The following is a 23,475-nucleotide window of genomic DNA, read 5'->3' as shown; positions in this document are numbered from 1 at the left end:
CGCGGCCGCGGTAGCGTCAACCCGTGCCCCTGGAGCTGTCCGGTCCGCAACCGACGAGCGGGGCCCGGCAGGCGACCCTGCGAGAGAGCAACCTCGCGCTGGTCGCCCGCACCGTCGCCGCGTCGGCGCCCGCGTACCTTTCGCGGGCGGATATCGCCGGGGCGACCTCGATGACCCGCGCCACCGCCTCACGCCTCGTCGACGCGCTCGTCGCCGGCGGCATCGTGGACGAACTGGGCCCGGCCGAGCGGGGCCCGGGGGAGCTGGACCGGCCCGCGCCCCGCCGGGGGCGCCCCGCGACACCACTGGCCCCCGGCTCGCGGATCGCAGCTCTGGGTCTCCAGGTCGACGCCGGTTTCCTGGCCGCCCGGGTGATCAACCTGCGCGGCCAGGTTCTCGCCGAGTGGGTCGAAAGCGGAGATCTCGTCGCGAGCCCGCCGGGAGAGGTGCTGCGTCGCCTCGACGCCGCCGGCCGCGACGTCCTGTCCCGGGTGCCCGGCGGTGCCGCCCTCATCGGAGCCAGGCTCGCGCTGCCCGGCATCGTCGCGGTGGAGGACGGGCTGCTGCTGCGGGCACCGACCCTCGGCTGGTCGGACATCCGGCCGGCCGGCCTGCTGGCCTCCGGGACGCTCGCCGGCCTGCCGTTGACGATCGGCAACGAGGCCGACCTGGCCGCGCGGACCGTCGCCGAGAACGCGCCGGGCCGGCCGGGCCCGGTGCCGGACTTCGTCTACCTGTCGGGCGGGATCGGCATCGGCGGCGCCGTGGTCCGGGACGGCGCGGTCATCACCGGCTCCCACGGCTGGGCCGGCGAGATCGGGCACGTCTGTGTCGACCCCGACGGCCCGGGCTGCCCGTGTGGGTCGACCGGCTGCCTGGAGCGCTACGCCGGGCGGCACGTGATCCTCGCCGCGGCCGGGCTGGACCCCACGGCCCCGCCCGAACTCCTGGCCGAGCGGGTGGCGGCCGGCGACCGGGAAGCGGGTCAGGCCGTCGGCGTGGCCGCGTGGGCGCTCGGTATCGCGCTGGCCAGCGTCGTCAACATGTTCGACGTTCCGACCGTCGTCCTCGGCGGGTATCTGGGCCAGATCGCCGGCCTGCTGCGTGCGGACCTGGAACAGGCACTGCGGGCCCGCGTGCTCTCGGCCCGCTGGGTCGCGCCGACGATCGTCGCGGCCGAGCCCGGCTCCGCCCCCGGTGCCACCGGTGCGGCCTTCGCCGAGCTGGCAGCGGTGATCGCCGATCCGGCGCGTTGGACCGGCCGGCCGCCCGGCGGGTAAGTGCTGTGACCGGCAGGGGTTGGCCCCGGCCGGCGCATCCAGGTGGTCGCTGGCAAGGCGCTGGAATCCGCCGTGTAGCAGCGCTCCTCAAGGATTCCGGAAACGTGGGCAGCGGGAATGTTTCCGGCTCGACCACCACAACCGGATAGAGATCTTGCCGTCGGGCGCGTCGGCGCACCGTCCCCGTAGCCGCCGGTGGGCTTGACACCTGCGCCTATGCCAGGTTGTCCCTTCGATCGGTCAGAGCTCGTAACCTGCCGCTGCGGAAATAGGGCCACCCGAACGGGCTAGCACATCTGGGCTATCCCTTCACGATCCCAGGATTTCGTCCGTACTGTGAGGTATCCGCAAGGTGATCTTTATCGTTCTGCTGTTTCCGCTCGCGTACATGGCAATGACGGTGGTCATGGACGCAGTCGAGGACTGGCTGAGCTCACGTCGGGTGCCGACGGTGCCGACGGTGCCGACGGGGCTCGCGGGGGCATCGCGGGCGAGGCGTGCAGTCACCGGTGCCGGGCGGACCGCGGGTGAGACGGTGCTGTCGGCACCGGCATCGCTGCCGCCATCATGGCCCGCCCTGGCGCCGGTGCCGCCAACGGCAGTACTGCCGTCACCGCTCGCGCCTGGAACGTGGCCCGCGGATGGGCAACAGCCGATACCCGCGCAGTACCGGCCTGCGGCGGCACGGGCCGCGGGCTGGAGCTGACACGGTGGTCCGGAGAGGCGGGCGGTCTGGGCCCGGTTGACGCCTGCCCGGTGCCCGCCGGGTCGGCGCCGCGAAGCATCCACAGCTACGTTCCGCATGTTCCGAGGAGGTGGCGCGCGAGCGCGTGGGGCTCCGACAGGGCGATCAGATGACCTCCCGGCAGGATGTCGGCCTCGACACCCAGCCGCTCCCGGGCCACCCGGCGCTGGAACTCCACGGGGAAGAGCCGGTCGTCGGCGCCGGCCACCACGTGAATCGGAATACGCGGCCAGCAGCCGAACGAACAGACGGAGCCGAACACGGCATCGTCCTCGGAACGGGGATCCTTCAGGATCGCTTCCGCATCCTCGGGGGACACGTCGTGCAGAAAGTACGTGTCAGGGTCGAACTCGGTGCTGTAGCCGCCGTGCTCGGCCGCGGCGGCGCAGGCCTGGGACTGCCTGGTGTTGTCCCACCAGGCGCCCGGCGTCTCGCCCGGAACGGGAATCATCGCGTTCACGAACACGATCGCGCTGACCGGGACCGACTCGGCGACCAGGGGCGCGGTGAACCCGCCGAGCGACTGCGCGACCAGTACCACCTCGCGTCGTCCGCCCACCGCGGCGCCGACCAGGGCGGCGTACTCGGACAGGCCTGCGCTCGGGTCGTCTCCGGGCAGGTCGATGGCGACCGCTTCGTGGCCGGCGGCCCGCAGCAATGGTGCCAGCCGATGCCAGTAGACCCCCGCACCACCGGCGCCAGGGATCAGCGCGAAGACGCGCGGCCTTCCCGGTGCCCGCTCGTCCAGCTCGATCATCTCGTCCCCGCCCTTCCTCGATGTCCTCGGTAGACCTCGGTTCCGGACGCGTCTCATCGGTGCGGCAGCCGCCGCCCGGCCGTCTGGCGGCTCTCCCTGTCGGTCTCGGATGAGGTATCCGCTGGGGGTGGGTTGCTGCGCCCGGTCCCGCTCCGCTCGAAGAGCATCAACGCCGTGATTCGCCCGGGTCGGTCGGGTCCTGCCGGTCGAGCTGCGCGGGCGAGGTGGGGTACAGGCTGTGCCGCGCCCGTCGCGCCTGCGTCGCGGCGGGCTCGTTGTTGGTGGTGAGGCGGAAGACGGCCCGCTCGAGTGCGGGGAGGATGGCGGTGATGTCGAGCTCGCCGTTCGCGAACTGACCGACCACGGCGTAGGCCATGTTGGTGAGGATCAGCCCGATGTCGTCGATGTAGGTGGGGTCGCCGCCGACCAGGATGGCGCGCGCGACCGGTTCGATGGCGCCCATGGCCTGCTGGTCGAGCTTTCGTCCGCCCGGCCCGTTCCGCGCCCGGTGATAGGCCTCGAGGATGCGCGGGTTGCGTTCCCACGGTTCGAAGACGTGCCGGAACACCCGCATCAGGCCGTCGTAGAGGGATTCGCCGGGAGCTGGCGGTGCCAGCGGTGCGCAGCTGTTGACCGTCAGCCACTGCTGGAGCGCGGCCACGACGAGCTCGTCCCGACTGGGAAACAGCTTGTAGATCGTCAGCGGCGAGACGTGTGCGCGGCGGACCACCTCACGGATCTGGACGGCGTCATGGCCGCCGGACTCCAGCAGCTCGAGAACCACGCGGAGGACGGCATCGCCTGACGGGGATCCGGGCACCCGGCTCCTCTCTCGTGTTCGCCGACAGGCCTTGCTCAGGACATCATCCCAGATATCCTGGTTATCCGGATATCTGGGATATCCGCGTGTTCTGCACGCTCAGGGGCGGCTGGCTGGCCTGGAGGACGGGCCGGCACTGCCGTCACGGTGAAGGAGGACCTGCATGGCCACATACGTCCTGGTGCATGGCGGCGGGCATGGCGGCTGGTGCTACCAGCCGGTCGCTCGTCTGCTGCGGGCTGCCGGGCACGAGGTGCACGCGCCCACACTCACCGGAGTGGGGGAGCGGTCACACCTGGCGAGCCCGACGGTCGACCTCGAGTTACACATCCAGGACGTCGTGGCGGTGCTGCACTACGAGGACCTGCGGGACGTGATCCTGGTCGGGCACAGTTACGGCGGCATGGTCATCACCGGTGTCGCCGACCGGGCCGCCGACCGGGTGGGCCGCCTCGTCTACCTCGACGCGGCGAACCCCGTGAACGGCCAGTCGCTCCTCGATGTCGCCGGGCCGATCATCGAGGCGACCCGGCCACACGGCCAGGTGGTCGACGGTGTCGAGCTGGTCCTCCTGCCGGCCCCGGGCGCGGGGGCCTTCTACGGCGTGACCGATCCCGCCGACCTCGCCTGGATGGACGATCGCCTGACCGGCCACCCGTGGCGGTGCTTCGAGCAGCCGCTGACGCTCACCAACGAGGAGGCGCTCTGGGTGATCCCGCAATACCACATCGTGTGCACCTCCACGCTGGCCACCCGCGACGCGGAGCTGATGGAGAAGGCGCACGCGGCCGGCCGCCTGTGGGAGATCGACACCGGCCACGACCTCATGATCACCGAGCCGCGGGCGGTCGCTGACGCGCTCCACGAGGTCGCCGCCGCCTGACGAGCACTCAGTGACTGCCGGGGAGCTGGCTGGTGACGCCGTCGAGGAAGAGGGCCATGCCGTGGGTGAAGACGTCGTCGGCGGACGCGGTGGTGTAAAGATTCCCGGCCGCACGTAGCGCCGGGAAGTCGTCAGCGGGTAGTCCGTCGAGGAGTTGGCGCAGGCCGGCCGCTCCAGCCGCTCCGGCCACTCCGTTCGAGCCGCGGCCGGCGGGGCTGCGTCGGATGCTGGCGGAGCCACCGACGAACTCGATCATCGTTATGGTCGTGTAGACGGCCTGCCTGTCGGTCAGTCCAGCCTCGCGGAACAGGGTGAGGGCGAACTCGACGAGGCGCAGCATGTTCGGCCCGGAGCCCGACTGGCTCCGCCCGGCCGACGGAGGCAGCGGCTGGCTGAGGATGACCCTGCGCATCTCGAGCATCAGCGCCTCGACGTCGGCACGCCAGCCGCGGCCGGTGCGCTTGAGTCGGATGTCGCCCATGACGTGGTCGGCGATGAGGGCGATCAGCTCGTCGCGGCTGGCGATGTGCCGGTAGAGCGAGGCGTTGCTGGTGCCGAGCCGCTCGGCGACCGAACGTACCGTCATGGCGTCCAGTCCTTCCTCACGGAGGACCTCCAGGGACGTCTCGACGATGCGTTCGGTGGACAGGCCACCGGCGCGCGGCCGGCGCCGGCGGTCGGCCAGGGAGCGCTCGGCCCACCAGCGGGCGGATCCGGGATCGGCGGGAACCGCCGTCTCCTCGGCTGACACCGTCCCCACGGCCGACACCGTCTCCACGGCCGACACGGCCCTGTCGTCGTGCTCAGGCGACTGGAGACCATCGGTCACCACGGGTGGTGAAGGTGTCACGCTGCCCTCCGGTTCCGTCTTGACGATATGCGACCATCGCCCGCATACTCATCCACTGGTAAGCGACCGTCGGTCGCATAAGGAGTGGGAGTGCGGCCACGATTACAGCGCGGACCGTCTCCTGTCCACCGCCATCGTGTCTTCGTCTGGGGAGAGTGGTCATGACCGCGGTGATGCAGGGTGTCCGGATTCTCGAGGTCGCTGAGCACACGTTCGTACCCGCCGCGTCCGCGCTGCTGTCCGACTGGGGCGCCGACGTGATCAAGATCGAGCACGTCGAGCGCGGGGATGCCATGCGCGCGCTGGCGTCCTCGGGTGTCGCGGTCGTTCCCAAGGACGTGCACGTGCTGCTGGAGCACTCCAACCGCGGCAAGCGCAGCCTCGGTCTCGACCTCACCTCGGAGGCGGGCCGCGACGTCCTCTACAGGCTCGCGGCGACCTGCGATGTCTTCCTGACCAACAAGCTGCCCGGAGTACGCACCAAACTGCGCATCGACGTCGAGGACATCCGCGCACACAATCCGAACATCATCTACGTCCGAGGGACGGGTCAGGGTGAGCGCGGGCCGGAGGCCGACCGGGGCTCCTACGACTCCCTGGCCTTCTGGGCCCGCGCCGGCGTCGCGGTGGGTGTCATGCGCCCCGAGTACGGCCATGTCCCGGTTCCGCCCGCGCCCGGGTTCGGGGACTCCATCGGCGCCATGACCATCGCCGGAGGGATCATGGGCGCGCTGTTCCACCGCGAGCGCACCGGCGAGGCCACCGAGGTCGACGTCTCCCTCATGGCGACCGGGATGTGGGCGATGGGCCAGGCCCTCGCCCTCTCCCTGCTGCTCGACATCCCGTGGACCCCGCCGCCCGTCGACGCGCCGCGTTCCAACCCGCTCACCGGCAACTACCGGACCAGCGACGGCCGCTGGCTGTCCTTCACCTGCCTGCAGGCCGGCAGGTACTGGCCACCCCTGTGCGAGGTCATCGGCCGCCCCGAACTCGCGACCGATCCCCGGTTCGCCGACCACGCCGCCCTGATGGCGAACAGTCGCGAGGCCATCGCCATCCTCGAGACCACCTTCGCCCAGCACCCGCTGGCCGAGTGGCGCGAGCGGCTGGCGAGCTTCGTCGGCCAGTGGACCGTCGTGCAGGACACCCTGGAGGCCGCCGCGGACCCGCAGGCCGTCGCCAACGGGTACGTCCAGGACTGCACCACCGCCGCCGGCATCCCGTTCCGTCTCGCCGCCGCCCCCGTCCAGTACGGCGGGCGGCCCTCGCCGGCGGGCCGGGCGCCGCTGTTCAACGAGCACGGCGACGAGATCCTCGCCGAGCTCGGTCTCGACACCGACGCCGTCCTCGACCTGAAGATCCGCGGTGTGGTCGCGTGACACCGCTGCCGACGAAGAGCCTGGAGATCCTGACATGACGCTGTTCGACGCCTTCCGGTTCGACGGGAAGCGGGTTCTCGTGGTGGGCGGTGCCACCGGCATGGGCGCCGCCGCCGCGGAACTCGCGCAGAGCGCCGGCGCAGAGGTCGTCGTCGCCGACCACGCCGAGGTCACGCTTTCGGGTGCCAGGGCCATCCACGTCAATCTCGCCGACGCCGCCTCCATCGACACCACCGTCGACCAGCTCGGCGGCCCCGTCCACGCCCTGCTGCTCGCCGCCGGCGTCGCCGACGGAACTCCCGGTATCGAACGCATCAACTTCATCGGCCACCGCTACCTCATCGACCGCCTTCTCGCAGGTGGGCTGCTGCCCCGCGGCTCGGCCATCGGCTTCATCTCCTCCGCCGCCGGCCTGGGCTGGGAGTCGGACCTGCCGCTGCTCAAGGAGTACCTGGCCATCACCGACTTCGACGAGGCCACGAAGTGGGCGGTGGACCACGGCAAGGCCGACTACATGTGGAGCAAGCGGGCCGTCTGCGCCTATGTCGCGTCCCAGGCGATGCCGCTGCTGAAGCAGGGTGTGCGCATCAACGCGATCTGCCCCGGCCCGACCGACACCCCCCTGGCCCGGGCCAACGAGGACCGATGGCTCGGCTTCGGCACCGACTACCGCGCCGAGGTGGGCACCGAGCCGGCGACACCGCTGGAGCAGGCCTACCCGCTGCTGTTCCTCTGCAGCGACGCCGCCTCCGCCGTCAACGGCATCACCCTCACGGCCGACTCGGGCTACTTCAGCGCCGGCATCGCCGAGTCCTTCCCACCGGCCACACCCGTCGTGAAGTTCCTTCTCGGCCGGTGACCTGACCGAAGCGCTGCCCGCTGCCCTGGCTGCGCGGGCCCACCGTTCAGTAGCGATGCGACATTTACGAAGGACGAAAAAGACGATGAAAGAGCAGCGCCGGGGCCGCCGGATCGCCATGAGTCCGACCGAGATCGATGCTTTCCTCGCCGAGGAGCGGACCTGCCGGGTGGCGACGTCCAGCCTGGAGGGGCCGCATCTGACCCCCCTGTGGTTCGTGTGGGACGGTGCCGCGCTGTGGCTCAACTCGGTCGTGAAGAGCCAGCGCTGGACGGACATCGCCCGCGACCCGCGGGTGGCCGTCCTGGTGGACGGCGGGCATGCTTTCAACGAGCTGCACGGGGTGGAGCTCCGCGGGAAGCTCGAAAGCGTGGGGGAGGCCCCCCGTACCAGTACTCCGAACCCCGAGCTCGAAACCCCCGAGCTTCTTTTCGCCCGGAAGTACACCGGCCGCGACGAGATGCATTACGACGGGCGGCACGCCTGGCTTCGGCTGACCCCGGAGAAAGTCACAAGCTGGGATTTCCGCAAGATGTGAGAACTGCCGGTGCAGCCGGGGAACGGACCACAGATGCCCGGGCCGGACGGCTGTCGGGCCACCCCACCCTTCAAGGAGGGTCATGAACGTCGACGACATGGTGCTGGTGAGCATCGACGACCACGTGGTCGAGCCGCCGGACATGTTCAGGAACCATCTTCCGGCGAACCTGGCCGACCAGGCCCCGCACGTCGAGACCGACGAGTCCGGGGTGGACCGGTGGATCTACCAGGGCCGGGTCACCGGCGTCAGCGGTCTCAACGCGGTGGTCACCTGGCCGCCGGAGGAGTGGGCCAAGGACCCGGCTGGCTTCGCGGAGATGCGCCCCGCCGTCTACGACATCCATGACCGGGTGCGGGACATGGACCGTAACGGCATCCTGGCCTCGATGTGCTTCCCGACGTTCGCCGGGTTCAGCGCCGGGCATCTCAACCATTTCAAGGATCCGCTCACCGTCATCATGATCCAGGCGTACAACGACTGGCACATCGACGAGTGGGCCGGGACGTACCCGGGCCGGTTCATCCCGCTGGCGCTGCTTCCGACGTGGGACCCGCAGCTGATGGTGAACGAGATCCGCCGGGTGGCGGCGAAGGGCTGTCGGGCGGTCACGATGCCCGAGCTGCCGCATCTGGAGGGCCTGCCCAGCTACCACGACATCACCTACTGGGCGCCGGTGTTCGAGGCCCTGTCCGACACCGGCATGGTGATGTGCCTGCACATCGGCACCGGCTTCGGCGCGCTCAAGCTGGCCCCGGACGCCCCGATCGACAACCTGATCATCCTGGCCTGCCAGATCTCCTCGCTCGCCGTGCAGGACCTGCTGTGGGGCCCGGCGATGCGCAGCTACCCCGACCTGAAGTTCGCGTTCTCCGAGGGCGGCATCGGCTGGATCCCGTTCTACCTGGACCGCTGCGACCGGCACTACACCAACCAGAAGTGGCTGCGCCGTGACTTCGGCGGGAAGCTGCCCAGCGACGTGTTCCGCGACCACTCGCTGGCCTGCTACGTCACCGACCCCACCTCGCTGAAGCTGCGCCGCGAGATCGGCATCGACATCATCGCGTGGGAGTGCGACTACCCCCACGCCGACTCGATCTGGCCCGAGGCACCGGAGTTCGTGCTCAACGAGCTGAACAACGTGGGTGCGACCGACGAGGAAATCGACAAGATCACCTGGCGGAACGCCTGCCGGTTCTTCAACTGGGACCCGTTCTCCGAGATCCCCAGGGAGCGGGCGACCGTAGGTGCCCGCCGTGCGATCGCGACCGACGTCGACACGACCATTCGCTCCCGCCGGGAATGGGCCCGCCTCTACGCGGAGAAGCAGGGCCAGACCGCATGACGGAGAATCTTTACTGGGACCCGTTCGATCGGGATTTCCACGTCGACCCGCATCCGGTATGGCGACGCCTGCGCGACGAGGCGCCCGTGTACCGCAACGAGAAGCTGGACTTCTACGCGCTGTCCCGGTTCGCGGACGTCGACGCGGCCCATCTGGACACCACGACGTACAGTTCGGCGTACGGCACGGTCCTCGAGCTCATGTCGCCCGAGCCGATGAAGACCGGGCAGATCATCTTCATGGATCCGCCGACGCACACGATGCTGCGGGTGCTGGTCTCGAGGGCGTTCACGCCGCGTCGGGTCGGCGGGCTCGAGGGCCACATCCGGCAGATCTGCGCGGAACTGCTGGACCGGCAGGTCGGCGGTGGCGGGTTCGACTACATCCAGGACTTCGCCGCGCTGCTCCCGTCCATGGTGATCTCCGAGCTGATCGGCGTGGACCCGGCCGACCGCGAGGAGATCCGCCACACGATCGACGAGACCTTTCACCACGATCCGGAGAAGGGGATGGTCAACGACATCGCGATGGCGGCCAGCGCCAGGTTCCACGCCTACCTGTCCGACCAGCTGGAGGCGCGGCGGGCCGCGCCCAGGGACGACATGATGACGGCCCTCGTGCAGGCGGAGATCGACACCGACGGGAGCACCCGCCGGCTCACCACCTCCGAAGCCGCCGACTTCACCGCGCTGCTCGTGGCCGCCGGCACCGAGACCGTGGCACGGCTGCTCGGCTGGGCGTGTGACGTGCTCGAGACGCACCCCGACCAGCGGGCGGAGCTGGCCGCGGACCCGTCGCTGCTGGGGAACGCGGTCGAGGAGACCCTGCGGTACGAATCGCCGTCCCCGGTGCAGGGCCGTGTCACCACCCGGGATGTCGAACTCCACGGCACCACCATCCCGGCACGGTCGAAGATCATCCTCCTGACCGCGTCCGCCGGGCGTGACGGGCGCAGGTACGACGACCCCGACCGCTTCGACATCCGGCGGCGGGTCGACAGCCACGTCGCCTTCGGCCGCGGGGCGCACTTCTGCCTGGGGGCGGCACTCGCCCGGATGGAGGGGCGTATCGCGCTGGAGGAGACCCTGCGCCGCTTCCCGACCTGGGAGGTCGATCGGGACAACGCGGTACGCCTGCACACCAGCACCGTCCGCGGCTACCAGAGGCTGCCCATTTCCGGGTAGCTCGGGGTTGAGGGAGACTCATGAGATATCGCAGGTTCGGCACGACCGGTGTCGAGGTCAGCACCCAGTGTCTGGGCACGATGAACTTCGGCCGGCTGGGCAACGTCGATGCCGACGAGAGCGTGCGGGTCATCCGCCGGGCGCTGGACGGCGGAATCAACTTCGTCGACACCGCCGACGTCTACTCCGGCGGCCAGGCCGAGGAGATCGTCGGGCAGGCGGTGGGCCCACGCCGGGACGAGGTGGTGCTCGCGACCAAGTGCTTCTTCCCCATGGGCGGCCAGCTCCAGCGGGGATCCTCCCGACGCTGGATCACCCAGGCCGTCGAGGGCAGTCTGCGCCGGCTGGGCACCGACCGCATCGACCTCTACCAGATCCACAAGCTCGACTGGAACACCGATCTGGAGGAAACGCTCGGCGCCCTGACCGACCTCGTCCGTCAGGGCAAGGTCCTCTACCTGGGCTCGTCGTCGTTCCCCGCGGACTGGATCGTCGAGGCCCAGTGGGCGGCGGCCCGGCGGAACGGCGAGCGGTTCGTCTGCGAACAACCGCAGTACTCGATCTTCGCGCGGTCGGTGGAACAGGCGGTGCTGCCGGCCTGCCAGCGGCACCGGATGGCGGTCATCCCCTGGAGCCCCCTCGCCGGCGGTTGGTTGACCGGCAAGTACCAGCGTGGCCAGGAGCCGCAGGCGGGATCGCGGTACGACCCGGACAGCCCCTTCATGCAGGGAACCGTCACCTCGGCCGCCGAGCGCGCCGCGCCCGTCCGGTTCGACGCCGTGGATGCCCTGCGCGACATCGCCGACAAGGCGGGCATCACCCTCACCGAGCTGGCCATGGCCTTCGTCGCCAGCCATCCCGCGATCACCTCGACGATCATCGGGCCCCGCACGATGAAACACCTCGAGGACGCCCTGAACGCGGCGGACGTCGACCTCGGCGAGGACGTGCTCGACGCCGTCGACGAGGTGGTGCCACCTGGCACCGACCTGCCCGGGGTCGACCACTTCACCCAGTACCCGTCCCTCCAGCCCGCCGCCCGCCGCCGGACATCGCGCGTCTCGGCGTAGCCGACACCGACGAGGCGGACAAGCTCAGGCCGGGGGGGTGCCATGCTGGTCCCGGGCCAGGACTGGTCTGGGCGGGCCTGACCCGTCCTGCCCGACCCTTCCGAGCAGGACTGCCAGCGGCGGCAGGCAGACGCAGGCCAGCAGGAGCGCGAACAACCATCCGGCGAGGACATCCGACGGCCAGTGGACGCCGAGATAGATCCGGCTGACGCCCACGGCGAACGCCCACAGGCCCGGTACGGCGACGGCCGCGGCCCGAGCGGCGGGCCGGCGGGCGCGGCGGTAGAGCACCGCGGCAACCCCCAGGGCAACCAGGGCTGAGGTGGTGGTGTGCCCGGAGGGGAAGGCGAAGCCCGACGGGTGGGTGATCCAGTCGACTGTCGGCGGCCGTGCCCTGCCCATCACCGTCGCCAGACCGGTGCGAAGCAGCTGGCCTGTCATCAGCGCCGCGATCCCGACGACGGCGCCCAGCCACCACAGCGCGCGCCGTGCCACCGCGACGGCCCCGCTGACCGCGGCGAGAGCGTAGGCGCAGATACCGACCCCGGTGTTCGTGACCGCCACGGCGATGTCGGACAGCGCGTGGCTGCGTTGCCCCAGAGCCCAGCGATGCCCGTGGAGGTCGAGGGCGAACGGTGCCGCGTTCCTGAGGGCGACGGCGCACAGCAGCGCCGTCAGCAGCCCGCCCGCGAGCACGGCGACAAGAAGACGGACGGTTGCCGGGTCCTTCACCCACCGTCCGGGCCGAAGACTTGTCACCCGTTCAACCCCGCCGCTCACGCGAACTCCCTCTCCGTCCGGCCCGGGCGCGGACACTGCCACGCAGGTCGTGCAGGTCACCGGAGTGCAGGCTAGAACCCGGTTCGTGTGAGAACGATGTGACGTCGCCGCGTCGCCGCGTCGGCGATCGCTGGTCAGGCTTCGTCCCGCGGGTGGCGCACCCGCAGGGACACCGAGACGACAGCTCCACCCTCGGGATGGTTGGCAGCGCTGGCCTGGCCTCCGTGGGCGGTGGCGATCGCGGCGACGATCGCGAGGCCGAGGCCGGTTCCGCCCTGGGCGCGGCTGCGGGCGGTGTCGGCTCGGGTGAACCGTTCGAAGGCCCGTGGCAGGAAGTCCGCGGGGAAGCCCGGGCCCCGGTCGCGGACGGTGATCCGTACAGTGGCCCGTCTTTCCTGCCCGGCCGCCGACTCGTCCTCCCTCTCGGATCCGTCCATGGGAGCAGGCGGGTCCGGCGTGAGGCCCGCGTCGACGTCGATGCAGGTGGCGGGTGGTGCGTGCCGGATCGCATTGCCGAGCAGGTTGTCGACGGCCTGGCGAACACGGTCGGGATCCACGTCGACCAGCAGCGGCCCGTCGGTGTGCAGCCGCAGCCGCGTCTCGCGCGCCTGGGCGGCCGGCGTGGCCGCGCGGACAGCGCGGTCCAGAAGATCCCGCACCGAGACGGTCTCGCGGCTCGCGAACTGCACGGGGTCCGCGTCGAAGCGGGCGAGGGCCAGCAGCGCCTCCGCCAGCCGGATCAGCCGTTCGGTCTCGAACGCGGCCGCGGACACCGCCTCGGTGAGGTCCCCGTGGGAGCGGCCGGGCCGCAGCGCCAACTCGAGCTCGGCCTTCAGGTTGGTCAACGGGGTGCGCAGCTCGTGACCCGCGTCGGCGACGAAGGCGCGGTCCCGGGCACGCGCCGCCTGCAGGCGGTCGAGCAGACCGTTCATGGTGGCGGCGAGAGCGGCGATCTCGTCCCGGGTCCGCGGGACCTCCAGACGGCCACCGATGTCGGCGGCCTCCATGGCTGCCGCCTGGCGGCGCATGCGTTCGACCGGGCGCAGGGCCGAGCCGGACAGCACCCAGGCGGCGAGCGCGGACAACAGCACCATGGGGGTGCCGGCCAGCACGATCACGTCGCGGACGCGGTCCTCGGCGAGATCGGTGATGTCGGTGGGGGAGGCGACCACGAGCACCGCCCGCTCGCCGGAGGCGAGGAGAACCGGCCCGGCGACCAGGCGCACCCGCTCCTCGTCGCTCTCCTCCTCCCTCTCCTCATCCGCCTCGTCGTCGTCCTCGTCGTCCGTCCTGAGCAGCCCGGTGCCGAAGGTCTCACCGGCGCGGCCGGCCGTGAGGAGCGCGCTGTCGGCCAGCGGATCGGTCAGAGCGGGCGGCGACGAGGCGAGGACGCGGCCGTCGGCGCCGATCAGCTGCGTGAACGGGCTCGCCGACGCCAGCTCCCGGGCGAAGGGAGGGCCTGTCCCGGTCAGCCGGGTACGCAGGGCCTCGGCGCGTGCGGAGAGCCCCTCGTCCAGCGAACTCCGGAGGCTGGTCAGCAGCAGGACGTAGAACAGGACTCCCAGCCCGGCGAGGACGAACAGCGTTCCGAGCGCGAAGACGGCGGCGAGGCGGATGCGTAGCGGCATCGGCCGGTCAGCCCGGCTGCGCGCTGGCGGCGACGCGCAGCCGGTACCCGGCGCCGCGGACCGTTTCCAGCTGGGACGTCCCGAACGGCCTGTCGATCTTCCGGCGGAGGTAGGCGATGTACTGGTCAACCACGTTCGAGGTTCCGTCGTACGCGAAGTCCCAGACGTGTTCGAGAATCGCGGTGCGGCTGAGTACCTCGCCGGGGTGGCGCATCAGGTACTCGAGGAGCGCGAACTCCTTCGGGGAGAGGTCGAGGTCGGTGCCGTCGCGGCTCGCGGTGCGGCCGGCGGGGTCGAGCCGCAACCCGTCGACGTCCAGAACGACCGGACGTTCGTGGGACCCACGGCGGATGAGCGCTCGAATCCGGGCGGAGAGCTCGTCGAAGCTGAACGGCTTGGCGAGGTAGTCGTCCGCACCGACGTCGAGCCCGCGGACCCGGTCGGTGACCTCGCCCCGGGCGGAGAGCATCAGCACCGGCGCCCAGCGCCGGGCCGCGCGGAGCCGCCGGCAGACCTCGAACCCGTCGATGCCCGGCAGCATGAGGTCGAGGACGATCACGTCGTAGGCGACCTCGCTGGCCTGCCACACCGCCTCGAGGCCGTCCGCGACGACGTCGACGGCGAACCCTTCCTCCACCAGACCGCGGCGTAGCAGGGCTGCGGTCCGCGTCTCGTCCTCGACCACCAGTACCCGCATGGACCCACGCTAGATCCAAGACCGGGCAGTTAGTGGGAGCAATGGTCTGTCAAGGGCTGGTGGTGCCCGGCGTGTCGGGCTGAAACAGACAGCGGAGCTCCGGTAGGAGGGCAGTCCGCCAAGACCGATCCCTTGTTCCCGGGAGCTCCGCTGTCTGCCGAGTCTGTCATCAGCCGTGTCCACACCAGACCTCGATCCCGACCATGCCAGCTTCACCATCGCGCTGGAAACTGCCCGAGACCAGCTCATCCAGGCAGCCGGCGTGATCGCAGACAGTGTCATCGACCTTGTCGGAACGATCGGCAGGGCTGTCCTGGCCCGGCCCATGCCCGACCGGCGGCTGCGCGTCAGCCCACGCGTCGTCAAACGCGCGATCTCCAACTACGCCGCCAACACCCGCAAAGGCCGCATCCACGGCCCCAGCTACCAAGCGACCCTCGCCATCGAGATCATCCCAGTGGGGACTTGACACCGACCAGCCCCATCTAACTTCCCGGTCTTGGGACCAGCTCGCCCAGGCGGAGGCGTGGATCGTCGAGGTCCTGTCGAACACGGTGGACTCCACCGAGGGCGTCGCCAGCTTCGTCGAGCGCCGCCCGACCCGGTTCCGCGGCTTCTGACCGGCTGACCTGCCGGTCAGCCGGGCCGGCCGGCCGGCGGGGCAGACCGGCCCGGCCGCCACGCACACCGTCACCGCCGTGGGCACACCGTGGTTCATCCGGCGCCCGCGCAGCTCTTTGAGGAGGTTAGCGATGTCCGGATCCGACCCCGGCCCGACCGAGCCGACACTTCGACCGATCGACTGGTCGCCTGTTCTCGCCGCGGGTCGTCGCCGTGGTCGGCGCGACCGACAGCGAGAGGAGCCCGCAGCGGGCCCAGTGGATGCAGGTGCGGGAGCGGCTGGGCGCGCTGGGCGCGGACGTGGTGCCGGTGCATCCGAAGAAGGCCGAGATCCAGGGGGTGAAGGCGTACCCGAGTGTCGCGGAGCTGCCGGAGGATCCGGACGTGGTGGTGGTCCTGGTCCGCGACCCGCTGCCGGTCGTCGAGCAGGCGGTCGCGCGCGGCGCCGGCTTCGTGATCGTGTTCTCCGCCGGCTTCGCCGAGCTGGGCACCGCCGAGGGCCACGCGGCCGAGGTGCGCCTGCGCGAGCTCGCCGCGGGCGCGACCCGGATCATCGGCCCGAACACCAACCTGAACATCTTCGAGCCCTGGCAGCAGGGCCTGCCCGGCCGCAGGCTCGCGATCATCAGCCAGTCCGGCTACCAGGGGCGGCCGATCACCCAGGGCCAGGTGCTGGGCATCGGGATCGAACTGTGGGCGACCCTGGGCAACGAGACCGACATCGAATGGGCGGACGTCGCCGGCCACCTCGCCGGCCGGCCGGGCGTCGGCGCGATCGCGACGTACGTCGAGGGCTTCCAGAATGGCCGGTCGTTCATGCTCGCCGCCGACGCGTGCGCGCGGGCGGGCGTTCCGATCGTGGCCATCAAGGTCGGGCGCAGCGAACAGGGGCGCGTGATGGCCGCCGCCCACACCGGCCACCTGACCGGGCCGGACGCGGTCCACGACGCCGTGTTCGACCGGTACGGGGTGATCCGGGTGGACGACATCGACGAGGTCATCGAGATCTCCGGGATGTTCTGCCACATCGGGCTGCTCGACGGGCCCGGCGGGGTGGCCGTCTACGCGATGTCCGGCGGCACGGCGTCGCACGTCGCCGACCTGTGCGGTACGACCGGCGTGCCCGTGCCGACGTTCGCCCCCGAGACGGTCGAGGCACTCGGCGAGTTCGTGCCCTGGTACCTGAAGCGGGACAACCCGGTCGACGCCGGGGGTGTCATCACCGCCCGCCCGGAGAACCGGCGGGTCCTCGAGATCATGCTCGACGACCCGAACGTGGACGTGCTGTTCGCGCCGATCACCGGGGTGTTCCCGGGAATGAGCGCCGCGCTCGCCCGGGACCTGATCGCGCTGCACCAGCGGGCGGTCGCGGGGGAGGGCAAGCCGGTGGTGGCGGCGTGGACCTCGCCGATCCGCGACGACGACGCCTACCGGGCGTTGTGCGCGGCCGGCATGCCGCTGTTCCACTCGTTCGGCGCCGCCGTGCGCGGCCTCGGCGAGCTCGGCAGGTACTCGACGTTCGTCCGCGAGTACCGCAGCCCGTTCGCCGTGAACGCCGCACCCGCCGGAGGCGCCGTACCTGCCGAGGGCGCCGTACCTGCCGCTGGCGCCGGACCGCTGGCGTCGGAGACCGCGCGGGCCGCGGCCGAGTCCCTGCTCGCCGAAGCCCGTACCGGCACCCTCAACGAGGTCGACTCCAAGCGGCTGCTCGCCGGGTACGGCATTCCCACGGTGGCCGAACGGCTCATCACCTCGCCCGAGGAGGCGGTCGCGGCCGCCGCCGAACTGGGCTTCCCGGTCGTGCTGAAGATCGCCTCCGCGGACATCGCGCACAAGTCCGACCTGGGCCTGGTGGCCGTCGGTGTCGCGGACGCGGACGCCGTCCGCGACACCTGGAAGCGGCTCACCGTGACGGCGGCGGCTGCGGCCCCGCAGGCCCGGGTCGACGGCGTCGTCGTCGTCATGCGGCTTCAGGCGTTGGCGGTGGACCTCGGCGACCGGATCGCGGAGCTGGACATCAACCCGATCATGGTCCGCCCGCAGGGCCTGGGTGTTGTCGCGGTCGACGCCCTCGTCGTACGCGGGTAGGACCCGCGCCCGGCCCGGTGCCCAGAGGGGTCGCTGATGCGGTCCTCGGCGATGCCGGGCCCTTGGGGCGGATCTCCTGCCGGAGTATCGGTTGGGCTGAAACGATCAGGCGGGCACCGGGACGGGTGACGGCTTTACCCGGGCGACGGTCGCGACGTAAAGGAGCAGACCGGCGGTAGTGAGAACGAAGCCGGCCCAGACGGTGGACAGAGTTCCCCAGCCGGCGTCGAGGGCGATGGCGCCGCCGATCGCGCCGAGTGAGTTGGCCAGGTTGAGGGCGGCCAGGTTGAGCGCGCCCATCAGAGTCGGGGCGTCCGGCGCGAGGCCGGTCAGCCGGACCTGGATGGTGGGGATCGCGGCCATCATGGTCGCGCCGACGCCGAACAGGCAGGGCAGCAGGACCACCAGGTTGCTGCCGGCCACTCCGATCAGCACGAGGAGCGCCAGTACGCCGCCGTAACCCCAGACCAGTCCGCGGTTCTCGTACCGGTCGGCGAGACGCCCGCCGAGAAGGTTGCCGGCCGCCATGCCGAGGCCGAAGATGGCGAGCGCGATCGGGATGAGCGAGGCGTCCCGCCGCGCCGCGTCGGTGATGAACGGACCGATGAACGTGTAGACGGCGAAGATGCTGGAGATACCGAGGGCCGCGACGGTGACCATCAGCCAGACGTTGAGCCGGCGGAGAGCGCCCAGCTCGTTCGTGACGGAGGTGCCGCGCAACTCGTCGGAGTGGGGTAGCCAGGTCACCAGGGCCGCGCCAGCGAGCAGCCCGACGGCGACCACGGCCCAGTACATGACCCGCCAGCCGGCGTTCTGGCCGACGAAGGTGGCCAGCGGCGAACCGGCGACGGTGGCGATGGTGAGTCCCCCCATCACGGTGGCGAACGCCCTGCCGCCCTTACCCGGGCCGTAGACGTACGCGGCGACGACGGCGCCGGCGCCGAAGAACGCGCCCTGCACGCTGCCGGCGACGAACCGGAAGAGGACGAGCAGCGTGATGTTCGGTGCCAGCGCGGAGAGCCCATTACCGACCAGGAACAGCACCACCAGGCCAAGCAGCAGCGTGCGCCGGTTGGCCCGGGCGGCAAGCAGGGCGATCACCGGAGAGCCCATCGCTACTCCGAAGGCGTATCCGGTGACCGCGTACGTCGCGACCGGGATCGACACGTCCAGATCGGACGCGAACAGCTGGATGATGCCATTGCTACCGAACTCGCCGGTGCCGATCGCGAAGGTGCCCAGCCCCAGCGCGAACAACGTCAGCAGCGGCCTGCGGACCAGTGATCTGGCGGAGGTGTGCCGCTTCTCCTCGGCGGCGCACTGGCCTTCATATGCGCGTTGATGCATCGTCCCTCCTCATGGACTCTGCGCGGCCTCGCTCCCGCTACGGGGCTTCGTCAGCCCGCGGCGCGCTTGATGAGCTCCGCTGTCGCGACGGGCTGCGCGATCATCGCCACGTGCGAGGCGCTGGCCTCGACGGTGCGCGCGCCGGCCCGCTGCGCCATGAACCGCTGCGCCGCGGCGGGAAGCACGTTGTCGTTGCGGGCGACGAGGTACCAGGACGGAATGGATCTCCAGGCCGGAGCGCCGGACGGCTCCTGCAGCGTGCGCACGTCGCTCGGCCGCTGGCTTGCCCACATCAGGTCGGTGGCCGCCCGCGGCAGGTCTCCGGCGAACACGTCGCGGAAGACATCCTTCTTGATGTATCCGTCGACGCCCCCGCCGTAGGGACGGATGTCCAGCGCCGTCTCGTCGAGTTTGCTTCCGGGGTATTTCGTCTGCAGCCCCAGCAGCGTCTCCCCCTGATCGGGAACGAATGCGGCCACGTAGACCAGCGCCTTCACATTCGCGTTGCCGGTCGCGGCGTTCGTGACGACGATTCCGCCGTAGGAGTGCGCGGCGAGGACGAGCGGACCGCTGAGCGTGGCGAGGATGCTCGCCAGATAGGCGGAGTCGGCGGCCACGCCGCGCAGCGGGTTCGGCGGGGCGATGACCGGGTAGCCGTCGCGGATGAGCCGGGCGGCGACGCCGTTCCAGCCGGAGGCGTCGGCGAACGCGCCGTGCGTGAGTACCACGGTGGGACGCTGCCGGGGCGCGGGCTGGGTGAGTGCCTGCGCGGCGGGCACTCCGGCCAGGGCGCCGGTCGCGACCGTGGCGGATCCGACCAGCACGGTCCGGCGAGTTGTCGTCATCGATGTAGACCCTTCAATGTCCGTTGTTGTCGGCGGCGATCAGGGCTCAATGTAGAGCCGGATTCTTGACGAGCACTGAACCAGGCTGGTACGCGCCTCGGCGGCCGATAAACAGGCAGTCCACTCCACGTAAAGTGCGTTGGCCTACGCTGCGATCATGACGCACGAAAAAAGCGAAAACGCCAGGAAGTGGGGCCTGCGGGTCCACGTTCTCTGGTATGCCCTGGCAAACCTCGCCCAGGTCGCGCTGTGGGCGACCCTCACGCGGGACCATTTCTTCTGGCCGCTCTGGTCAATACTGGCCTGGGGCATCGGGCTGGCGTTCCACGTCTGGGCCTTCTACTCGTCATCCAGAATGAAGGCCAGACACTGACGCACATCACGCTCTGGCGAGACGGCGATGTCCTGTCCTGTCGCGGCGATCAGTCGCCGGACGACGCCTCCGCCAAGCCAGCCAACAGTTCCTCGGCGCGGTGGGCGAACAGATGGGCCTCGCGCTCGGTGGAAAGCGCGCGAGCCCGCTCGGCCTTGGCCCGGACCGCGGCGGTGGGCTCGCCGCGGTCCCGCATGAGCCGCGCGCGCAGCAGGAGTATGTGGCCTTCGGCATATCGTTCGCCGTAGGCGTCGAGAAAATCCTCTGCGCGGTCGAGCGTGGCGGCGGACTCGGCCACCAACCCGGCCGCCAACCACATCTCGGCGAGCAGGCCGTACCAGGAGGCCAGGCACGAGCGGGGAGGGTCGAGCAGGCTCGCGTCGATGATCTCTTTGGCCGCCATGGCCGCGCCGGCCGGATCCTCGCCGGTCATGGCACGCGCCCACCAGCGCGCGAGCCGTGGGTAACTGCCGAGGAATCCGTAGGAGAACTCCTGGTCCACCGCGATCCCCCGCTCCGCCGCGCGCCGCGCCCAGGCCGGGTCCCCGGCCAGCGCCGCCACCGTGGCGGCGAAAGCGGACCAGACCGTGACCGCATAGGGGTCGCCGCCGGCCGCGGCCTCCAGCCGGTCGAGCAGTGCCCTCGCCTTCTCGACATCACCGTGCAACGCGGTGTTCAACGCCAGCATCACGGGTGACAGCAGCTGCAGGTCGTGCCGGAGCGGTTCCTCCTCGCGCTGGGCCAGGCGCATGGTCGAGGCGGACTGGTTCAGGTACCGAAACGCCTCGCCGATGTTGCCGACACCCCACTGATGGATGCCCCAGGCGTGTCGGCCATACGCGCATACGACCGGGTCGGCGGACGCTTCGCCCTGCTCGAGCAGCCGGCGCGCCAGCGGTCCGCCCTGGTCAAGCTGGATGCCCTGGGCGTGGGCGAGCCACCGGGAGAACAGGAAGTCGGCGGCCTCCCGTTTCCGGCCAGCACCCAGCGCCAGGTGCTCGGCGCGCTCCAGCAGGTCGGCCGCGGAGCCGACATACCCGGACCGCATTCCGACGACCGCGGTGAGCAGCGACAGGGCGGACAGTTCCAGTTCCGCCAGACCCGCCGTCCGCGCCACTCGCGCGGCCGACTCCAGCTGCCGCGAGGCGGTCTCGAACGCGGACCTGGCCGCGGCGCGGCGGCCGGCGCGGATCAGCGCGGCCGCGGTCCTGGCCGGGTCCGCGAGCGGGCCGGCGGCCCACAGGTGGTGGGCGAGGCGCTCGGCGACGGCCTCGCCGTCCAGGACGGAGCGCTCCAGCGCGTCCGCGACGCGCAGGTGCAGCCGGGTCGCGCGGGGCGGCGGCGTCGTCCGGACGACCGACTCGCGGACCAGGTCGTGCGCGAAGCGGAACGAGAACGGGTCCCCCGGTGGAGGCGCGAGCAGGCCGAGCGCGTCCAGGGGCTCGAGACGGTCGATGCAGGTCTGCGCGTCAAGGCCGGCCGCGCCCGCGAGCAGGCCGACCTCGACGTCCCGGCCGATGAGCGCGGCGATCTGCACCAGGCCTCGACTGTCGTCGTCGAGGCCGGCCATCCGATCCCGCACGACGTCCAGGACGGTGGACGGCACACCGGCCCGGGCGGCGGCCTTCTCGGTGAGCACCCCGCCGTCGGCGAGGAGCCGGGACAGTTCCCGGACGAAGAACGGGTTGCCGGCAGCGCGGATGTGGATCCGGTGGGCGACGCGGGCGCATGGGACCTGACCGGTCTCGCGGCCAACGAGCTCGGCCACCTCGGCCGGGTCGAGCGGGCCGAGCCGGATCCGGCGGTGCGTGGGCACGCGGCTGGCCGCGGCCAGCATCCGCGCCAGCTCCGAGCCGGGCACCGGCGCGCGGTCGCGAAGGGCACCGATGATGGCGGCGCCGCGAGGCAGCCGGGCCGCCAGGTGACTGCACAGCTCCAACGAGGCGACGTCGGCCCACTGGAGGTCGTCGACGACGAGTACCACCGGCCGCCGGGCCGAGATCTGGCCGAGGAGGGCGACGATCCGCTCGAACAGGCGGAACTGGGCGCCGCCGTCCGGCGATCCCGGTCCGGCGAGGAAGTCGCCGCGTGGCGCCAGGAAGCGGCTGAGTTCGCCCGTGTGCCACTTCTCCCGCTCCGCGGCGGGCAAGCCGTCGAGGACCGCGCCGACCGCCTGCACCCACGGCCACATCGACGGGGTCCCGTCGCCGTCCAGGCAGCGGCCCCAGACGACGAGCGCGCCGCGCTGATCCGCCTCGGTGCTCGCCTCCTCCAGCAGGTGGGTCTTGCCCACCCCGGGCTCTCCTTCGACGACGACGAATCCCGTGCCGCCGGTGAACGCCGAGTTCACCGCGAACCGCAGTACCGCCAGCTCGTCGGCTCGACCTATCAGGCCGTCGGCCCGCGGCGCGTCGAGGACGGATGCCTGCTGCCGCTCGAACGGCCTCGCCTCGGCGCGACCGACGAGCGTCGGTGGCTCGGGCGGCCGCCGAACGGGCAGCGGCCCACGAGCCATCCCGTCCGGTCCATCACCGTCAGCGCCAGCCGACTCGGTGAAACGCGGAGGCTGACTCAGCACGCGCAGATGCGCGGCCCGCAGCACGGGTCCGGGATCGAGGCCGAGCTCGTCGGCGAGCCGAGCGCGGACCCCCCCGAACACCGCCAGCGCCTCCGTCTGCCGACCGACGGCGGCCAGGGTCACGATGAAACTCGCCTGAACGGTCTCATGCAACGGCGCCAATCCCGCGGCCAGGCGCAGGGACTGCAGCACACGCTCCGGTCGGCGCCGCGTGACCGCGAGCTCGGCCGCCGTCACACATGCATCGAAGAACTCGTCGTTGAGCGCGGCGAAGAGGGACAAGGCGGTCGAGCCGTGGGACAGCCCGTCGCCGGCGGGGCCGTGCCAGAGATCCAGCGCCTGCGCGTAGAGGTCGAGCGCCGCATTGAGGCGCTGCTGGGCGAGGTCCGTCCTGGCCGCGTCGACCAGCTTCCGGAAGGTGATGAGGTCCAGCGTCCCGGCGCCGACCGCGAACAGGTATCCGCTGCCGCGTCGCTGCAGGTAGGAGCCGGTTTCGCGGGCCGACAGCGCGGGTTCCAGCAGGCGCCGCAGCGCACCTATGTACTTCTGGAGAATGTTGAGCGCCGAGGCCGGGACGTCGTCGCCCCAGATGAGATCGATCAGCTCGCTCGTGCTGATCGGCCGTCCCGCGCGAACGAGGAGCAGAGCAAGCAGGTACGACTGTTGCCGAGGTCCGGCATCGAGCTCGACGCCGTCCCGCCAGAGCCGCAACGGACCGAGAATCTGGACAGTCAGATCTCCGCCGAGGGCGGGTTGTCCATGGCTACCCGGACGGACAGGCGGCGGTGACATCGCCACCCCTGTTCCA

Annotated in this window: 20 protein-coding genes; 11 read left to right on the top strand and 9 right to left on the bottom strand. The window is 71.1% G+C overall.

Going from position 1 to position 23,475, the window contains the following annotated elements; all coding sequences use genetic code 11:
- Positions 1-23 precede the first annotated feature (23 nt).
- Entirely contained in the window at positions 24-1,280 is a 1,257-nt protein-coding gene (locus tag B207_RS0110630; RefSeq protein WP_018636517.1) for an ROK family protein, read from the top strand.
- Between the two features lie 791 nt (positions 1,281-2,071).
- On the opposite strand, the gene B207_RS0110625 is transcribed toward B207_RS0110630, so the two are convergent.
- Both B207_RS0110625 and B207_RS0110620 read right to left on the bottom strand, forming a co-directional pair.
- Positions 2,072-2,782, bottom strand: coding sequence for an alpha/beta fold hydrolase (locus tag B207_RS0110625; RefSeq protein ID WP_018636516.1), 711 nt, complete (start codon positions 2,780-2,782; stop codon positions 2,072-2,074).
- Between the two features lie 166 nt (positions 2,783-2,948).
- On the bottom strand, positions 2,949-3,602 hold the full coding sequence (locus B207_RS0110620) for a TetR family transcriptional regulator (RefSeq protein WP_018636515.1): 654 nt from the start codon (positions 3,600-3,602) through the stop codon (positions 2,949-2,951).
- 163 nt (positions 3,603-3,765) lie between these two features.
- Here B207_RS0110620 and B207_RS0110615 point away from each other — a divergent pair, with 163 nt between their 5' ends.
- Positions 3,766-4,485: an alpha/beta fold hydrolase gene (locus B207_RS0110615; protein WP_018636514.1), complete on the top strand. Its 720-nt coding sequence runs from the start codon at positions 3,766-3,768 to the stop codon at positions 4,483-4,485.
- A 7-nt stretch (positions 4,486-4,492) separates the two neighbouring features.
- On the opposite strand, the gene B207_RS0110610 is transcribed toward B207_RS0110615, so the two are convergent.
- Positions 4,493-5,245 (bottom strand): TetR/AcrR family transcriptional regulator, encoded by a 753-nt coding sequence (locus B207_RS0110610; RefSeq protein ID WP_407671400.1) that lies wholly within the window; start codon positions 5,243-5,245, stop codon positions 4,493-4,495.
- A 251-nt stretch (positions 5,246-5,496) separates the two neighbouring features.
- Here B207_RS0110610 and B207_RS0110605 point away from each other — a divergent pair, with 251 nt between their 5' ends.
- From B207_RS0110605 to B207_RS0110580, 6 genes are all read left to right on the top strand, one after another.
- Positions 5,497-6,714, top strand: a complete 1,218-nt coding sequence (locus B207_RS0110605; protein ID WP_018636512.1) for a CaiB/BaiF CoA transferase family protein — start codon at positions 5,497-5,499, stop codon at positions 6,712-6,714.
- A 34-nt stretch (positions 6,715-6,748) separates the two neighbouring features.
- A complete protein-coding gene (locus B207_RS0110600; RefSeq protein WP_018636511.1) occupies positions 6,749-7,573 on the top strand; it encodes an SDR family oxidoreductase in 825 nt (274 codons plus the stop codon).
- Between the two features lie 85 nt (positions 7,574-7,658).
- Positions 7,659-8,111 carry a pyridoxamine 5'-phosphate oxidase family protein gene (locus B207_RS0110595; RefSeq protein WP_018636510.1) on the top strand — a complete coding sequence of 151 codons (453 nt, stop codon included), beginning with the start codon at positions 7,659-7,661 and terminating at the stop codon, positions 8,109-8,111.
- A gap of 82 nt (positions 8,112-8,193) precedes the next feature.
- Positions 8,194-9,456, top strand: coding sequence for an amidohydrolase family protein (locus B207_RS0110590; protein ID WP_018636509.1), 1,263 nt, complete (start codon positions 8,194-8,196; stop codon positions 9,454-9,456).
- Positions 9,453-10,640 carry a cytochrome P450 gene (locus B207_RS0110585; RefSeq protein ID WP_018636508.1) on the top strand — a complete coding sequence of 396 codons (1,188 nt, stop codon included), beginning with the start codon at positions 9,453-9,455 and terminating at the stop codon, positions 10,638-10,640. The genes B207_RS0110590 and B207_RS0110585 overlap by 4 nt, the downstream gene beginning before the upstream one ends.
- Positions 10,641-10,660: 20 nt before the next feature.
- Positions 10,661-11,710 (top strand): aldo/keto reductase, encoded by a 1,050-nt coding sequence (locus B207_RS0110580; RefSeq protein WP_018636507.1) that lies wholly within the window; start codon positions 10,661-10,663, stop codon positions 11,708-11,710.
- 24 nt (positions 11,711-11,734) lie between these two features.
- Here the strand turns inward: B207_RS0110580 and B207_RS33415 are convergent, their stop codons facing one another.
- The 3 genes from B207_RS33415 to B207_RS0110565 form a co-directional block, all read right to left on the bottom strand.
- Positions 11,735-12,469 carry a phosphatase PAP2 family protein gene (locus B207_RS33415; protein ID WP_154675272.1) on the bottom strand — a complete coding sequence of 245 codons (735 nt, stop codon included), beginning with the start codon at positions 12,467-12,469 and terminating at the stop codon, positions 11,735-11,737.
- Positions 12,470-12,624: 155 nt separating this feature from the next.
- A complete protein-coding gene (locus tag B207_RS0110570) occupies positions 12,625-14,118 on the bottom strand; it encodes a sensor histidine kinase (protein WP_018636505.1) in 1,494 nt (497 codons plus the stop codon).
- Positions 14,119-14,125: 7 nt separating this feature from the next.
- Positions 14,126-14,815 (bottom strand): response regulator transcription factor, encoded by a 690-nt coding sequence (locus B207_RS0110565; RefSeq protein ID WP_018636504.1) that lies wholly within the window; start codon positions 14,813-14,815, stop codon positions 14,126-14,128.
- 175 nt (positions 14,816-14,990) lie between these two features.
- Here B207_RS0110565 and B207_RS40590 point away from each other — a divergent pair, with 175 nt between their 5' ends.
- On the top strand, positions 14,991-15,284 hold the full coding sequence (locus B207_RS40590) for a hypothetical protein (protein WP_018636503.1): 294 nt from the start codon (positions 14,991-14,993) through the stop codon (positions 15,282-15,284).
- Between the two features lie 365 nt (positions 15,285-15,649).
- Entirely contained in the window at positions 15,650-17,524 is a 1,875-nt protein-coding gene (locus B207_RS0110555; protein ID WP_018636502.1) for an acetate--CoA ligase family protein, read from the top strand.
- A gap of 105 nt (positions 17,525-17,629) precedes the next feature.
- Here B207_RS0110555 and B207_RS0110550 read toward each other — a convergent pair whose 3' ends face one another.
- Both B207_RS0110550 and B207_RS0110545 read right to left on the bottom strand, forming a co-directional pair.
- Entirely contained in the window at positions 17,630-18,871 is a 1,242-nt protein-coding gene (locus B207_RS0110550; RefSeq protein WP_018636501.1) for an MFS transporter, read from the bottom strand.
- Positions 18,872-18,921: 50 nt separating this feature from the next.
- Positions 18,922-19,716: an alpha/beta fold hydrolase gene (locus B207_RS0110545; RefSeq protein WP_026310917.1), complete on the bottom strand. Its 795-nt coding sequence runs from the start codon at positions 19,714-19,716 to the stop codon at positions 18,922-18,924.
- 157 nt (positions 19,717-19,873) lie between these two features.
- Here B207_RS0110545 and B207_RS0110540 point away from each other — a divergent pair, with 157 nt between their 5' ends.
- Entirely contained in the window at positions 19,874-20,089 is a 216-nt protein-coding gene (locus B207_RS0110540; RefSeq protein ID WP_154675264.1) for a 2TM domain-containing protein, read from the top strand.
- Positions 20,090-20,138: 49 nt separating this feature from the next.
- On the opposite strand, the gene B207_RS0110535 is transcribed toward B207_RS0110540, so the two are convergent.
- Positions 20,139-23,459: an ATP-binding protein gene (locus B207_RS0110535; protein ID WP_051102486.1), complete on the bottom strand. Its 3,321-nt coding sequence runs from the start codon at positions 23,457-23,459 to the stop codon at positions 20,139-20,141.
- Positions 23,460-23,475 lie beyond the last annotated feature (16 nt).

The sequence above is a fragment of the Parafrankia elaeagni genome, assembly GCF_000374165.1.
Taxonomy (GTDB): Bacteria; Actinomycetota; Actinomycetes; order Frankiales; family Frankiaceae; genus Parafrankia; species Parafrankia elaeagni.
The sequence above is the reverse complement of the archived record's forward strand: the minus strand, read 5'-3'. Positions and strand labels throughout refer to the sequence as shown.

Bases quoted from the DNA above. Each gene is read 5' to 3' on its own strand.
- B207_RS0110625 (WP_018636516.1), bottom strand. From the start codon at position 2,782: ATGATCGAGCTGGACGAGCGGGCACCGGGAAGGCCGCGCGTCTTCGCG.
- B207_RS0110615 (WP_018636514.1), top strand. From the start codon at position 3,766: ATGGCCACATACGTCCTGGTGCATGGCGGCGGGCATGGCGGCTGGTGC.
- B207_RS0110605 (WP_018636512.1), top strand. From the start codon at position 5,497: ATGACCGCGGTGATGCAGGGTGTCCGGATTCTCGAGGTCGCTGAGCAC.
- B207_RS0110600 (WP_018636511.1), top strand. From the start codon at position 6,749: ATGACGCTGTTCGACGCCTTCCGGTTCGACGGGAAGCGGGTTCTCGTG.
- B207_RS0110595 (WP_018636510.1), top strand. From the start codon at position 7,659: ATGAAAGAGCAGCGCCGGGGCCGCCGGATCGCCATGAGTCCGACCGAG.
- B207_RS0110590 (WP_018636509.1), top strand. From the start codon at position 8,194: ATGAACGTCGACGACATGGTGCTGGTGAGCATCGACGACCACGTGGTC.
- B207_RS0110585 (WP_018636508.1), top strand. From the start codon at position 9,453: ATGACGGAGAATCTTTACTGGGACCCGTTCGATCGGGATTTCCACGTC.
- B207_RS0110580 (WP_018636507.1), top strand. From the start codon at position 10,661: ATGAGATATCGCAGGTTCGGCACGACCGGTGTCGAGGTCAGCACCCAG.
- B207_RS0110570 (WP_018636505.1), bottom strand. From the start codon at position 14,118: ATGCCGCTACGCATCCGCCTCGCCGCCGTCTTCGCGCTCGGAACGCTG.
- B207_RS0110565 (WP_018636504.1), bottom strand. From the start codon at position 14,815: ATGCGGGTACTGGTGGTCGAGGACGAGACGCGGACCGCAGCCCTGCTA.
- B207_RS0110550 (WP_018636501.1), bottom strand. From the start codon at position 18,871: ATGCATCAACGCGCATATGAAGGCCAGTGCGCCGCCGAGGAGAAGCGG.
- B207_RS0110545 (WP_026310917.1), bottom strand. From the start codon at position 19,716: ATGACGACAACTCGCCGGACCGTGCTGGTCGGATCCGCCACGGTCGCG.
- B207_RS0110540 (WP_154675264.1), top strand. From the start codon at position 19,874: ATGACGCACGAAAAAAGCGAAAACGCCAGGAAGTGGGGCCTGCGGGTC.
- B207_RS0110535 (WP_051102486.1), bottom strand. From the start codon at position 23,459: ATGTCACCGCCGCCTGTCCGTCCGGGTAGCCATGGACAACCCGCCCTC.